The 12,757-nt window shown below is 65.8% G+C and carries 17 protein-coding genes; 5 read left to right on the top strand and 12 right to left on the bottom strand.

Annotated elements, in window-relative coordinates; genetic code table 11:
* Nucleotides 1-95 precede the first annotated feature (95 nt).
* Both AO716_RS11245 and AO716_RS11240 read left to right on the top strand, forming a co-directional pair.
* Nucleotides 96-1,181, top strand: coding sequence for an S-(hydroxymethyl)mycothiol dehydrogenase (locus AO716_RS11245; RefSeq protein ID WP_055240927.1), 1,086 nt, complete (start codon nt 96-98; stop codon nt 1,179-1,181).
* Nucleotides 1,181-1,810, top strand: a complete 630-nt coding sequence (locus tag AO716_RS11240; RefSeq protein ID WP_055240926.1) for an MBL fold metallo-hydrolase — start codon at nt 1,181-1,183, stop codon at nt 1,808-1,810. The genes AO716_RS11245 and AO716_RS11240 overlap by 1 nt, the downstream gene beginning before the upstream one ends.
* An 87-nt stretch (nt 1,811-1,897) precedes the next feature.
* Here AO716_RS11240 and AO716_RS11235 read toward each other — a convergent pair whose 3' ends face one another.
* The 7 genes from AO716_RS11235 to AO716_RS11205 all read right to left on the bottom strand — a co-directional run bounded on the left by AO716_RS11235 (nt 1,898) and on the right by AO716_RS11205 (nt 6,559).
* Nucleotides 1,898-2,098, bottom strand: a complete 201-nt coding sequence (locus tag AO716_RS11235; RefSeq protein ID WP_152969949.1) for a hypothetical protein — start codon at nt 2,096-2,098, stop codon at nt 1,898-1,900.
* Nucleotides 2,099-2,174: 76 nt separating this feature from the next.
* Nucleotides 2,175-2,942 (bottom strand): hypothetical protein, encoded by a 768-nt coding sequence (locus AO716_RS11230; RefSeq protein ID WP_055240924.1) that lies wholly within the window; start codon nt 2,940-2,942, stop codon nt 2,175-2,177.
* A 56-nt stretch (nt 2,943-2,998) separates the two neighbouring features.
* On the bottom strand, nt 2,999-3,646 hold the full coding sequence (locus AO716_RS11225) for a hypothetical protein (RefSeq protein WP_055240923.1): 648 nt from the start codon (nt 3,644-3,646) through the stop codon (nt 2,999-3,001).
* Between the two features lie 8 nt (nt 3,647-3,654).
* Nucleotides 3,655-4,020 carry a VOC family protein gene (locus tag AO716_RS11220; RefSeq protein WP_055240922.1) on the bottom strand — a complete coding sequence of 122 codons (366 nt, stop codon included), beginning with the start codon at nt 4,018-4,020 and terminating at the stop codon, nt 3,655-3,657.
* A gap of 117 nt (nt 4,021-4,137) precedes the next feature.
* Nucleotides 4,138-4,929, bottom strand: a complete 792-nt coding sequence (locus AO716_RS11215; protein WP_055240921.1) for a winged helix-turn-helix domain-containing protein — start codon at nt 4,927-4,929, stop codon at nt 4,138-4,140.
* Nucleotides 4,930-4,992: 63 nt separating this feature from the next.
* The gene (locus AO716_RS11210) at nt 4,993-5,769 is read right to left on the bottom strand and encodes a biotin/lipoate A/B protein ligase family protein (RefSeq protein ID WP_055240920.1); all 777 of its coding nucleotides are present in this window, start codon (nt 5,767-5,769) and stop codon (nt 4,993-4,995) included.
* 4 nt (nt 5,770-5,773) lie between these two features.
* Nucleotides 5,774-6,559, bottom strand: coding sequence for a thioesterase family protein (locus AO716_RS11205; protein WP_055240919.1), 786 nt, complete (start codon nt 6,557-6,559; stop codon nt 5,774-5,776).
* Between the two features lie 200 nt (nt 6,560-6,759).
* Here AO716_RS11205 and AO716_RS11200 point away from each other — a divergent pair, with 200 nt between their 5' ends.
* The gene (locus tag AO716_RS11200) at nt 6,760-7,728 is read left to right on the top strand and encodes an aldo/keto reductase (RefSeq protein ID WP_055240918.1); all 969 of its coding nucleotides are present in this window, start codon (nt 6,760-6,762) and stop codon (nt 7,726-7,728) included.
* Between the two features lie 4 nt (nt 7,729-7,732).
* Here the strand turns inward: AO716_RS11200 and AO716_RS11195 are convergent, their stop codons facing one another.
* The 5 genes from AO716_RS11195 to AO716_RS11180 form a co-directional block, all read right to left on the bottom strand.
* Nucleotides 7,733-8,440, bottom strand: coding sequence for an SOS response-associated peptidase (locus AO716_RS11195; RefSeq protein WP_082413607.1), 708 nt, complete (start codon nt 8,438-8,440; stop codon nt 7,733-7,735).
* A gap of 661 nt (nt 8,441-9,101) precedes the next feature.
* Entirely contained in the window at nt 9,102-9,494 is a 393-nt protein-coding gene (locus tag AO716_RS11190; RefSeq protein ID WP_055240916.1) for a VOC family protein, read from the bottom strand.
* The gene (locus AO716_RS11185) at nt 9,491-9,820 is read right to left on the bottom strand and encodes an ArsR/SmtB family transcription factor (protein ID WP_055240915.1); all 330 of its coding nucleotides are present in this window, start codon (nt 9,818-9,820) and stop codon (nt 9,491-9,493) included. The genes AO716_RS11190 and AO716_RS11185 overlap by 4 nt, the downstream gene beginning before the upstream one ends.
* Nucleotides 9,821-9,888: 68 nt before the next feature.
* Nucleotides 9,889-10,038 carry a hypothetical protein gene (locus AO716_RS17465; protein ID WP_154579536.1) on the bottom strand — a complete coding sequence of 50 codons (150 nt, stop codon included), beginning with the start codon at nt 10,036-10,038 and terminating at the stop codon, nt 9,889-9,891.
* A 105-nt stretch (nt 10,039-10,143) separates the two neighbouring features.
* Complete coding sequence (locus tag AO716_RS11180) at nt 10,144-10,839, bottom strand: uridine kinase (protein WP_235472067.1); 696 nt, start codon at nt 10,837-10,839, stop codon at nt 10,144-10,146.
* A 91-nt stretch (nt 10,840-10,930) separates the two neighbouring features.
* On the opposite strand from AO716_RS11180, the gene AO716_RS11175 reads away from it, so the two are divergent.
* Nucleotides 10,931-11,353, top strand: coding sequence for a LexA family protein (locus tag AO716_RS11175; RefSeq protein WP_055240914.1), 423 nt, complete (start codon nt 10,931-10,933; stop codon nt 11,351-11,353).
* Complete coding sequence (locus AO716_RS11170; protein WP_195840668.1) at nt 11,346-12,686, top strand: Y-family DNA polymerase; 1,341 nt, start codon at nt 11,346-11,348, stop codon at nt 12,684-12,686. Before AO716_RS11175 ends, AO716_RS11170 begins: the two co-directional genes overlap by 8 nt.
* The last annotated feature ends 71 nt before the right edge of the window (nt 12,687-12,757 follow it).

The raw sequence follows: 12,757 nt of genomic DNA, 5'->3' as shown, positions 1-12,757 counted from the left end.
AAAGTGACTCCCCGCCTGCTGCTTCATAGGATGGAGGGGTGCCTCCGGTTTGCGGAGGTGCCCCTGAGAAATCTCCCGAGAGGCAGCCCTCCCCCATGGTTCACAAGGTCCAAGCTGTAGTAGTCAAGGAAAAGAATGCACCGGTGTCCCTGGAAACGATCCTGGTTCCGGATCCCGGGCCGGGCGAAGCCCTGGTAGACATCCTCACCTGCGGCGTCTGCCACACCGACCTGCACTACAAGCAGGGCGGGATCAGCGACGACTACCCGTTCCTGCTCGGCCACGAAGCAACCGGCGTGGTTTCCGCCGTCGGACCGGACGTCACTGAAGTAGCGCCCGGAGACCGCGTGATCCTGAACTGGCGTGCCGTGTGCGGCGAGTGCCGTGCCTGCCGCAAGGGCCAGCCGCAGTACTGCTTCAACACCCACAACGCCACCCAGAAGATGACGCTGGAAGACGGCACGGAGCTCTCCCCCGCACTGGGCATCGGCGCGTTCGCCGAGAAGACGCTCGTTGCCGCCGGGCAGTGCACCAAGGTAGACGACGACGTCGATCCCGCCGCGGTGGGCCTGCTCGGCTGCGGCGTAATGGCCGGCATCGGCGCCGCAATCAACACCGGCGAAGTCAAGCGCGGGGAATCCGTAGCCGTGATCGGCTGCGGCGGCGTGGGCATCGCTGCCATCGCCGGTGCCAAGCTGGCCGGGGCCACCACGATCATCGCGGTGGACATCGACCAGGCGAAGGTTGACCTGGCCCTGGCCAACGGCGCTACGCACGGCATCAACTCCCGCGAAGAGGATCCGGTGGAAGCCATCCGCGCCCTCACCGGGGGCAATGGCGCCGACGTCGTCATTGAAGCCGTGGGACGCCCGGAAACCTACAAGCAGGCCTTCTACGCCCGCGACCTCGCCGGCCGTGTGGTGCTGGTGGGCGTTCCGACGCCGGAGATGCAGATTGAGCTGCCGCTGGCTGATGTCTTTGGCCGCGGCGGGTCGCTGAAGTCCTCCTGGTACGGCGACTGCCTGCCCTCCCGCGACTTCCCGATGCTGGTGGAGCAGTACAAGCTCGGCCGGCTGGACCTGGATGCCTTCGTCTCCGAGCGGATCGGCCTGGGCGACATAGAGGAAGCCTTCACCAAGATGCATGACGGCAAGGTCCTGCGCTCGGTGGTGGAACTCTGATGGCAGCACGCATCGACAAGGTAGTCACCTCGGGAACGTTCAGCCTGGACGGCGGCACCTGGGACGTGGACAACAACGTGTGGATCGTCGGCGACGACGCGCAGGTCATCATCATTGACCCTGCCCACGACGTGGATGCCATTGAGGAAGCCGTAGGCGACCGCGAGGTCATGGGCATCCTTCTGACGCACGGCCACGACGACCATATCCGGGCCGTAACCGCTGCACAGGACCGTTTCAGTGCACCGGTATTCCTGCACGCTGCGGACCGGATGCTCTGGGACGCCGTCTTCCCCGATGAGGAACCGGATGACGTCATCGAGGACGGGGATACCTTCGAAATCGCAGGCGTGACGCTGGAAACCCTGCACACCCCGGGCCACTCCCCCGGATCGGTGTGCTTCTACGCTCCTGAGCTGGGAACGCTCTTCTCCGGGGACACCCTCTTCAGCGGCGGCCCCGGAGCCACGGGACGTTCCTACAGCGACTTCGGCACCATCATCGACTCCATCCGCGAACGGCTGCTCACGCTGCCGGCGGAGACGGTGGTGAACACCGGCCACGGGGATTCGACGTCGATCGGCGCTGAAGCTCCGCACCTCCAGGAGTGGATCGACCGGGGCCACTAACCACGCTCCTTCACCGCCCGCCTCATCGAGACAACAGAAACTGCCCGTTTCACGCCTGATTCGGGCAGTTTCTGCTATCTCGATGAGCTACGGAACAGCCGTTGCCTGGACCTGCCAGCCGTGGCGGCCGGGAACGGCTGTCCACGTGGCGGGTTCACCTGCCGGTGCCAGGACATCATTCAGCCACCAGGTCTCGGCCGGAGCCCAGCCGGCAAGCATCGTTTTCATCCCGGCAGCGTCCAGCACACTGCCGGCTGTCAGCAGGTACCCGGCCACACTGAGGTGCACGCCGTCATAATCCCTTGCCACCGCCTGCCAGTCCGGGATTGCCCAGAGCCAGGTGTCGGCCTGCGGATCCCCGGAGCTAACCGCCCAGCTGCCCGCGTGAGCGCGTGACTTCCAGCGGATAGGCCGTGACCAGGTCCTGCCAGCTGCGCGGATCCCGAATCTCATAGATCCGGGCGCCTTTGGCCGCCTGCAGCGGGTAGGTCCGGGCCGTGGTCCATTCCAGCGGGTTCTCTACCATGACCAGTCCGGCCGGTCCGTTGCCGGGGATCGCCGGCGTAGTCGCCGGCACATCCGAGAGCGCCGGGATGGACCACCACCGGCCGGTCCAGTTGGCGACCAGGGGTGTATGGCCCTCCTCGGCAGCAATCGATTCACGCCAGCGCCGCAGTCCGGCAGCGCTGCCGGTCAGGATGGGAGGCCCGGTGCCGGGAACAGTGGTACTGGCAATCCACTGGACGTAGTACTGGGTAACTGCACCGGGGTCCCGCCACCATCCCGGGCCGGAACGTACAACGGCGACGGCCACCGGCAGGAGCAGGTCCCGGGGCACGGGCTCAGCCAGCAGGCGGGCGGTGTCCGACGGCGGCTGCCAGTAGGCGGCACCTTTCACGACGCGGTCCAGGCTTTGGAGCACCTGGGCCACCGTTACCTCGGGCCGGTGCGGCAGGGCTTCAAGCAGCTGCAGGACCCTGCTGGATTCCTGCGACATCCCCGGGGGCAGCATTGCGCTGCTCCCACAGGAGAACACCTGTCCTTCGGCAACCAGGGACCGGGCAAGGTCAAGGCAGAGTTCCCGTCCACGGGGCCCGGCCAGCAGCTGCTGGGCGGCCGGAAGATCTTCCATCCATCCAACGTACCAGCGGACCCGCTGCCCAGGGCCCGGGTCCTGCAGAGATAGCCCTAGCGCTTCCCCAGACGGGTGGCTGAGCGGATGACTGCCCGGTCACGGACGGCCACCATGGCCCGCCGCACCGATGCCAGGTCAACGGCGTCGAGCGGCACGGCAGCGAGGGCGCCGGGATGGCGCAGCCCGTACTGAAACCGTGCCCGTACCACCAGACGGGTCTGGTTGTGGCGCACCGGCTGCAGCAGCCACAGCCACGTGGAGCGTCCGTCGCCGCCGGCCCAGAGCATCCACTCACTGGGCTGGACCTCCTTGATCCGCAGCCGGTGTCCGGTCGCGGTGGTCAGCAGGTCGCCGATGTCCAGTTCGCGCAGCTGCGGCGCTGCCCGGTCGGCCTGTTGCTGGTCCGGCAGGCCAACCCGGTCAAAGACGTACCAGCCGGCGCGTCCGTGCCCGATCCGGTTCAGGAAGGACCACACATCTGCGGCCGGCGCAGGGATGAGGACGCTGCGTGTGACCTGCAGCGCCGGTCCGGTAAGGACGGCGTCACCGGGGAGCCGGTGCACCGGTCCGTTATCAAGCTGGCGGAGCAGGCGCACAAGCCGGAGATATACACCGGCTGCCGACCCGGCAGCGGCAGCAGCGGCAAGCGCACGGAGATAGGGCCTGCCCGCCGGACCAAAGGAACCGCGCCGTCCTGCCACGAAACGCGCTAGTCCTGTTCCAGGATCGAGAGAATGTTCCCGGACGGGTCCCGGAACCAGGCCATGGCCGTATCCCCGCGCCGGAAGATCCCGTCACCGCCGGCGTCATCCAGGGGCTCGAAGACCACTCCCCTGCCGCTGAGTTCGTGTACTGCTGCCTGGACGTCCCGGACCGGGAAATTCAGCACGGTGTACGCAGCCGGCGCGTGGTCTGCCTTCTCATAGACCAGCACATGGGTGTGCGGCGCGAGTTCGAGCCGCAGCTGTCCCGGGGCCTGTGTGCAGGGAAGCTGGAGGGTGGTGCCGTAGAACCGGCGGGCGGAAGCCACGTCATCCACCGCAAATCCGCTGAACGCATTGCCGTACTCAAACATGGGCACTCCTTCGCGTTGCCGTGCCCTCGATAATAGTCCCAGGGAAGGGCCTGCGGCACCGGTAGCGGGGTGCCGGAGGGCCCGGAAACCGAGCCTGGCGGTTCCGGTGCCGTGGCCTCAGAAACCGTCGGGCTTGGTAATCACTGTGTGCGTTGCATGGTCGTAGAGGAAAGTCACGGACCCGCCGGAGTGCTCCAGCCGGTAGTTCGCGCCGTCAAAGTGGGCGTTCTGTCCGTAGTTCTCAGCCCAGGTGCGGTTCAGCGCCGCCTTGTACTCGTAGTTCCCCGCCGGCAGGTCGACGGTGAGTTTCCAAAGTTCGTCGCTGCGGTCGAATCCCAGCTGAACGGTGTCCGCTGCAGGATCCCAGTCCGCACCGCCAAGCGCTGCGGCAAATGTACCGGCAACCGCGACGGCGTCGGGCTGGGGGAAGGACGGCCCGGCGTAGCGCTCCTCCGCGTGGGAGCCGTGGACCTGGGCTTCCGGTTCGGCCGCGGCACCGGATTCCACCAGCGCTGCTTCGAGCACGGCTTCACTCTGTGTTTCCGCACTGGTCAGCGCGGTGACCGAGTGCTTGCTCCCGCTCAGCGCTTCATTCAGGTGATGCACGTCAGGGAACTCGGTCAGTGCCGAGCGCCCCTCGGGGGTGATGCTCCAGCCTGCCCGCCCTTCCTTCAGGATCCAGCCGGCCTTGACGAGCTTGGTGCTGGCAGTGATCAGTGCCCGCTCTCCGCGGGCGACGCCGCTGGCCAGCAGTTCGGCCTCGGTGCCTTCCAGCGGCACCTGTTCCAGTGCCTGCCGCAGCACCTCGGCCCTGCCGGTCCCTGCACCGGCTGAGGGGTCCTGGGCTGCCAGGACTTCAAGGATGGCTTTGAGCCGGAGGGCAGTGTTTTCGAGGGTCTTCCTGGGCAATGTGCGGATCCTTTGCTTGAGGGTTCCAAGGCGAAGCCAAACGCCTGCTTCCGCTGCCCGAGCCTAACGGGATTGGGCTGTGGTTGGAAGGACCGTGCCCGGACCGTCGGCAACTATCTGCAGCAGCCGGGAGGGATCGCCGTGCTCCAGGGGCGCATACCTGCCGTAGGCCGCAAGCAGGGCATCTTCCGCCTCAGACACCCGAAGCCCGGGGCGCAGGTCCTCTGCCGCTCCGGCCGTGGAAGGGTCCCAGTCCAGCCCCAGCGCCTTGTAGACCGCGGAGAGCACTTCCCGCAGCGGTGCGGAATCCTCGATGACCACAACTGACGAGAAGAGCCAGGCGCCGGAGACTACCCGCTGCGCTGTTCCCACGAGCTTGATCCGGGCACCGGTGCCGCCGTGCACGCTGTATTCACCCGGGCAGTACTCCCCCGGGATCTCCCCGACGCCTGCCGGAACTCCGGCGTCCTGCAGTGCGCCGGCCAGCAGCTCCGCGAAGCCGGCAAAGCGTGCCAGGGAATGGGCGACGGCGTTGGGCTCGGGTTCAATATGGTCCAGGATCAAACAGCCCCCGTGATAGGCAGCTGCCCGCCCTCCGGCTTTGCGGACCAGGGGTTCGAACCCTAAATCACGGCAGGCGGCTGCCGCGTCCGGGAAACCGGGAAGGCGCGCGTCGCGCTGTCCGAAGGCAACCGTGGGCTGCGGGCGGTAAACCCGCAGGCTGGGACCCAGCGTTCCGCGGCGCGCAGCGTCCAGCAGATCCAGGGCATGCTGCAGGTCCTCGGCGGCGCCGAAGGACTCCTGCTGGCGGTAGACCTGAAGGGCACGTGCAGCATCCACTGGATCAGTTCCTGCCCAGCGGGCGGACGGTGAGAATCTGCTCGCTGCGGCCAAACGGACCGGACTCGTCGTGGAGCACAGAAGAGGTGAGCCCGATTCCGTCCGTGCCGAAGCTCACCCGTGTGTCCAGGCCCAGCCAGCGTCCCTCGGGGCGGCGGTGGAGATGGATCTGCAGGTCCACGTTGGGGAACATCCAGCTGTCCCCGCCCGGGGGTACCCGGGCGGCAATTCCGTTGGCGGCGTCGACCAGGCCCAGCAGGCCCACTGTCGGGGACGTCGCGGCGCCGTCGAGCATTTCAAACGGCGAGCGCACCCACACCTGGCCGCGGCCGGGACGCAGGCCGGGAACCGCCCGGAATTCCAGGGTGTTGATGAAGTCACCGGGCCAGGCAGTCATACCGTCAAATCCCTCTGCGTCCTCCGGGCCCGGCATGCGCTCGTCCTCCACTGCAGCGACTTCGCTGGTGTCCCCGGTGGCCAGCCGCCAGGCGGTGGCACGCACCGCCGTGCGGCCGGCTGCGGTGAGCTCGGCTTCGAGGAGTTCGATGGTGCGTCCGGCGCGGATGACCTTCGTGGTGACGTCAAAGACTCCCTGCGGGATGACGCCCAGGATTTCATAGCTGACCCGGGCCAGCCGCATTCCGGGACGGGGTTCTGCCTCTTCCAGGCAGTGGACCAGCAGGCCGGCGACGGGCGCCATGTGCTGTTCGTCCTCGTTCCAGGCTCCCTGCGTATGGCGGGTTGATTCAAAAGTCCCCTCACCCAGTGAGCGGTAGTACGACTCGGCCACTTATCCTCCTGGCACGTCCCAACAATGCGGTCTCAGGCTATCCTGCTTTGCCGGCTCCGCGGGGTCCGTTTCCCCTTCCCCGGGCTGCTGCTGCGGTGTTGAATGGCCGGGGCGGCCGTGTGGCTGCAGCGGCTGCGTGCACCGGCCGCCTGGATTCACCCGCCCCACAGCGGACTCTCACAGAAGAAACCGAGGACAGCATGAAGTACACCCATCTGGGCCGCGCCGGCCTGCAGGTCTCCCGGCTTTGCCTGGGCACCATGAATTTCGGCCCCAAGACACCCGAAGGCGACGCCCACGCGATCATGGACTCTGCCCGGGAATCAGGAATCAACTTCTTCGACACGGCAAACGTGTACGGGTGGGAGAACAAAGGCCTGACCGAGGAGATCATTGGCCGGTGGTTCGCCCAGGGCGGCGGACGGCGCGAATCCACCGTGATTGCCACGAAGCTCTACGGTTCCATGGGGCCCGGACCGAACCAGACCTATCTCTCGGCGCTCAACATCCGCCAGGCACTCGATGCCAGCCTCAAACGGCTGCAGACGGATTATGTGGACCTTTACCAGTTCCACCACATTGACCGGAACACGCCGTGGGACGAGATCTGGCAGGCCATGGAAACTGCCGTAGCCCAGGGAAAAGTTATCTATAACGGGTCCAGCAACTTTGCCGGCTGGCACATTGCCGAAGCCCAGGAGAGCGCGCGGAGGCGGCAGTACGCCGGTCTCATCTCCGAACAGAGCATTTACAATCTGGTCAACCGCTCCGTGGAACTGGAAGTAATCCCTGCTGCACAGAAGTACGGGCTGGGACTCATTCCGTGGTCCCCGCTCCAGGGCGGACTGCTGGGCGGCATCCTGAAAGCGCAGGACGACGGCGGGCGCCGGGCGGAGGGACGGGTCCAGGATCTGCTCTCCAGGCACCGTGACCAGATCCAGGCGTATGAGGACCTGGCGGCGGAAATCGAGGTTGAACCGGGAATCCTTGCGCTGGCCTGGCTGCTGCACCAGCCTGCGGTGAGCGCACCGATAGTTGGCCCGAGGGTTCAGGGGCAGCTGGATGACGCGCTCGCGGCGCTCGAGGTTGAGCTCGACAAAGCCACGCTGGAGAAACTGGACGGCATATTCCCGGGCCACCGCCCGGCGCCGGAAGACTACGCCTGGTAACGGACTACCTGTCCTGGGCCGGTTCGATCAGCTGCGGGCCGTTGTTGCGCACGGAGTTGACCTCGCTGGAAACCACGCGGGGGCTCAGGACCGGCTCCGGGATGGAGTCCAGGAGGGAAGCAATGGCCTCGGCATCGGTCAGGCCCGGGTCCAGCCACTCTGAGTAAAGGTCCGGCGGAACCACCAGCGGCGTGCGGTCATGGATGTGCCCCAGTTCATCGGTGGCCTCGGTGGTGATGATGGTGACGCTCAGCAGCCACTTGTGCTCGTGGTCCTCCGGGAGGTTCGGGTCCGGCCAGAACTCATACAGCCCGGCGAAGGCGATGGGGTCCGGGACGGTTGGATGCAGGTAGGTGGGAATCTTTCCCTCCTCGGTTTTCTCCCACTCGTAGTAACCGTCTGCCGGAACCAGGGCCCGCCGCTTCACAGCTGCTTTCCGGAAGGCGGGCTTCTCCAGGATGGTCTCCCGGCGGGCATTGATCAGCCGCGCGCCGATCTTCGTGTCCTTGGCCCACACCGGCACGAGTCCCCACTTCGCTGTGGCCAGGCGCCGCACGTTCCCGTCGGGGCCTTTCCGTTCCGTGATGATGCGCACGTCATCGGTGGGAGCAACATTCCACGACGGTTCAACGTCCTCGCCCACCACCTGGTCCGCCGAGAAAGCAGAAACCAGGTCTGACGTCGCCCTGGCCATGACATATCGTCCGCACATGGACAGCATTGTGCCCTAAGCACGTCCGGGATCACAGTGCCGAAAGAGCCGGGACCCTTCCGATGGTCATTCGAACATATGTTCTACTTAAGTCATGGATCCTCAGGCGGCGGCGCGGCTGGCGGCCAGGTATGCCAGGCGCGCGGAACCCATCGGGTTAACCCCCGAAGAACTTGATTTTGACCACTTTCCGGCAACGACCTCCATGCCTGCCATTCCCATCTGGGCCTGGATCCGTTTCCCAGGCAGCGCCGAACACGTGGCGGCCGAGACCTGCACCTGGTCAGCGAAAGCAGTGCAGATTCTATGGGAAGACGCAGGTATTCGCCGCTCAACCTGGGTCTGGGCATCCGCCGTTTCCCGGCGTTCGTCCGGCCGGACCCGCACCACCCTCGGCGAGAGGACACCCGCGCAGCGGAGTAAAAATGGAAGAACCAGCTAAGTCCGGTTTTCCAGCAGAAAGGTCCCGCGCACGTGAACGCACCGTGCACCTGCATCCGCTGTACCGATCCCGCAACCGGCCGGATCGGCGTCGCCGTCTATGACCCCTTTTGCCGCCAGCGCATGCACCGCATCAGCGGCTCCACCCTGCGCGAACCCAGTTACGGTTCCCAGCGTTAGCCCCGGCATCCGGGACCCGGCACAAGCAGCTCGAGCGCGTTCAGCCCTGGTTCATCGCCGCGATCTGCAGGAGGTTTCCGCAGGTGTCGGAGAAGACTGCGGTTGTCACCGGCCCCATCGACGCGGGCGGCTGGGAGAATTCGACGCCGAGCGCCAGCATCCGCTCATACTCCTTCTGGACATCGTCAACACCGAATGAGTTGTACGGAATCCCGTCACGCACCAGTGCTTCCTTGAAGGGCGCCACGGCAGGGTGAGAGCTGGGTTCCAGCAGCAGTTCGACGCCGCCTTCCTCGCCCGGATTTCCCACCGTCAGCCAGCGCGCGCCGCCCGCCGGCTGGTCCTGCCGTTTCTCGAACCCTAGAACCCGGGTATAAAAATCCAGGGCTTTCTCCTGGTCATCGACGAAGATACTCGCTGTCACAATCTTCATGGCTCTTGTCCTTCCGCTTCATTCTGTCCGGGTGGTTGCGGCGGCAGCCCATCGGCCAGTCCGGCAATCCAGCCGGCTACGCCTGACGTCAGTGGTTCCAGGCAAAGGTGGTGGCGACGGAAGCGCCCGTCTGCCTCCACCCTGATCAGCCCGGCTTCTTCCAGAACCGACAGATGCTTTGAAACTCCCTGCCGCGAAATGCCAACTGCGTGGTTCGTGATCAGGCGGACACACAACTCGTACAGTGTCTGGCCGCCCTGGGACGCGAGTTCATCGAGCAGGATTCGGCGGACCGGATCTGCCATTGCCCGAAAGACTGCGTCCATGCGGCCACAATAGGCAACCGACGGGTTGCATGGAAGGGTGCGGAGGAAAAACCCCGGCGATGCCTCAGCTAGGACTGGACATGGTTGCGGCGGTTGCGGTGCTCAAGCAGCAGCCGGGCTCCGTTGAGGATCAAAGTCTCCACCGGAACTTCCTGTTCCGCGGCCAGCTCTTCCAACTCCCGGCCCAGCTTGGGCGGGATGTGCACCTCAACGTTCATGCGGTTAACGGTATCGCCGCAGCACGCTCCGTCCGAACTGTCCCGCTCCCCTGACCCCGTCCGGTCATTGCGCGCAGGCCCGGAAGCCGAACGGAAACCGGGCCATTAACCGGCCGGAGGCATTTCATCCGCGCTGCCCCAGAGGACCCGCGGGGCCTGGTAATCATTGTTGTCCACCACTATTTCCGCGGCAGAGCGCGGATCACAGGTCGAGAGGTAGATCTTCTGGCCCAGGACATACCGGCGGTTTGACCGCGCCTGCGGATCAGGATCGGAGCCGTCGCGCAGCGCCATCCGCCCGCAGGATGTCTCCAACGACACATCCAGGAAAACTGAGCAGTCCCACACCCCGGCCAGCTCCGGACGATGCAGGAAGAGCCCGTCCACCAGCACCGTAGCCAGTTCGGGGGCCGTAAACTTCGGACCTGCCAGCGGAAGGTCTGAGTCCAGGTCATGGCTGGAGCAGCTGTAGGCGCCCGTGCCGCCCGGACGCAGCGGTTCCACCACCAGCCGGAGGAAAGCTCCGTAGTCATAGGAGTCTTCCCAGAAACCGCGCGGCGAATCCCGCCCCTGCCGGTAGCGCTCGCGGCGAGGCAGGTGGAATCCGTCGATCGAAACGCGGACTACGGGGCCCTGGAGGCTGGCCGCGAGCGCATCGGCAAACGTGGTTTTGCCCGAGCCGTCAACGCCGTCGATCCCGACGAACACGCGCCTTCCGGCCGCCGCCGGACTGGGCAGCATGGCGGCCACCCTGCGCAATGTGTCGCCCGCCCCGGGCGCCGGTCCATTTTCGGCTTCCACAGCAGCGCACTCTACCCTCCCCGCGGACGCGGAGTGCTAGTCTTAGTCAATCGAAAGTATGTTCTAAAACCCGTGCGGAGGAGGCAGGCCAGTGCCCGTATTTTCGGGGAATGTTCCCGGCACTTCTTCCCGGTCCCAGGCCCAGCCGGACCCGGATGCCGCCTCCGGCTTTCCCAGCCCGTCCCGCGATTATTTCGACGGGCGGATCGACCTCAACCGGCACCTCATTAGGGACGTCACTTCCACCTACGTTGTTCGGGTCTCCGGGGACTCCATGTCCGGCACCGGAATCAGCGACGGAGACGAACTGATTGTGGACCGCTCCCTCACTCCACGTGACGGGTCAGTGGTTGTCGCCGTCCTCGACGGAGAGTTAACCGTGCGCCGGCTCCGGCTCACCGGCCGCGGAATCGTTCTGTCCGCTGAGAACCCCGGCTATGCGGACGTGAACGTTCCGGACCCGGCGGCGCTGACCATCTGGGGCGTCGTAACCCGCTGCCTCCACCATGTCTGAAGGTCCGGTGCCCCCGTCTGGTACCACCGCCGGGGCCCGCTCCCCCGCAGGAGGACTGCACCGGATCGCGCTGGTGGACGTCAACAGTTTCTATGTCTCCTGCGAGCGCGCTTTCGACCCGCGGCTGGAAGGCGTGCCCGTCGTCGTGCTTTCCAACAATGACGGTTGTGTGGTGGCGCGCTCTGATGAGGCGAAAGCCCTCGGCATCAAGACCGGGGAACCCTGGTTCAAGCTGGCTGAAGCCGCGCCGCACCTCGGCCTGATCCAGCGTTCAAGCAACTACGAACTCTATGGCGACCTGAGTTCCCGGGTCATGGAGCTGCTGGGCCGGTACGCCCTGTGGCAGGAGGTCTACTCCATTGACGAGTCGTTCCTGGGCCTGACCGGTACGGCACAGGAACTGGATACGCAGGGCACACGGATCCGCGCCGCAGTGGCCCGCCATACCGGGCTGCCGGTATGCGTGGGGATCGGCACCACCAAGACGCTGGCCAAGTTCGCCAACCGGATCGCCAAGCAGAACGGGCACCTGGGCGGGGTCTGCAACCTGGACACCATGGACCCCGGTGCCGTGGCGACGATTATGTCCCGGGTACCGGTCACCGGGCTCTGGGGCGTAGGAGCCAAACTGGGCAAGCGGCTCGAGGCCTTGGGTATCCGGACCGTCGCCGACCTCAAGGCAGCCGATCCTGCAGTAATTCGCAGCCGCTTCTCCGTGACCCTGCAGCGGACTGTCCTGGAACTCAACGGCACACCGTGCCTGCCGCTGGAAGAAGAACGTGCTGACCGGCAGCAGCTGATCTTCTCCCGCAGTTTCTCGGTGCCGGTAACGACGGCGGCCGAGATGAGGCAGGTGATGAGCATCTACGCCCAGCAGGCGGCTTCCCGCCTGCAGCGGGAACACCAGCAGGCACGCGTGCTCACCGCGTATGCCGGGACTTCGCACTTCAGCCACAAAGCGGCGTCGTTTCCTTCCATCACGGTCAAGCTCCAGAGCCCCACGTCCGATCCGGTGGTGCTGACCCGCGCTGCGGTGGGGGCGCTCGAAGACCAGATTGTGGAAGGCATCCCCTACACCAAGGCGGGGGTAATGCTCAGCGGCCTCTCCGACGCGGGGGCCCAGCCGGTCTTTGACGCCTTCGTCCCGGACCAGGAACACCGCAACCTCGGGGAGCTGCTGGGCAAAGTGGCTGACAAATACGGATCGGCCAGCATTGGGCTGGGCGTGGCCGGGATGCCCAGCGCCCGCCCTGAATGGACCATGTCCCGCAAGTTCTCCTCGCCGCGTTACACCACCGTTTGGGACGAGCTTCCGGTGGTAAAAGCGCGCTGAGTCCAGGAGCCGCCGGTTTGTCCACATGGGCAGTTCTCCCCATGGACACTCCTTGACCGCTGCCCTAGGTT

Source organism: Arthrobacter sp. Edens01 (assembly GCF_001307035.1).
Classification (GTDB): domain Bacteria; phylum Actinomycetota; class Actinomycetes; order Actinomycetales; family Micrococcaceae; genus Arthrobacter_B.
Note: the sequence above shows the minus strand (reverse complement) of the source record. Positions and strands in the feature narration are given on the sequence as shown.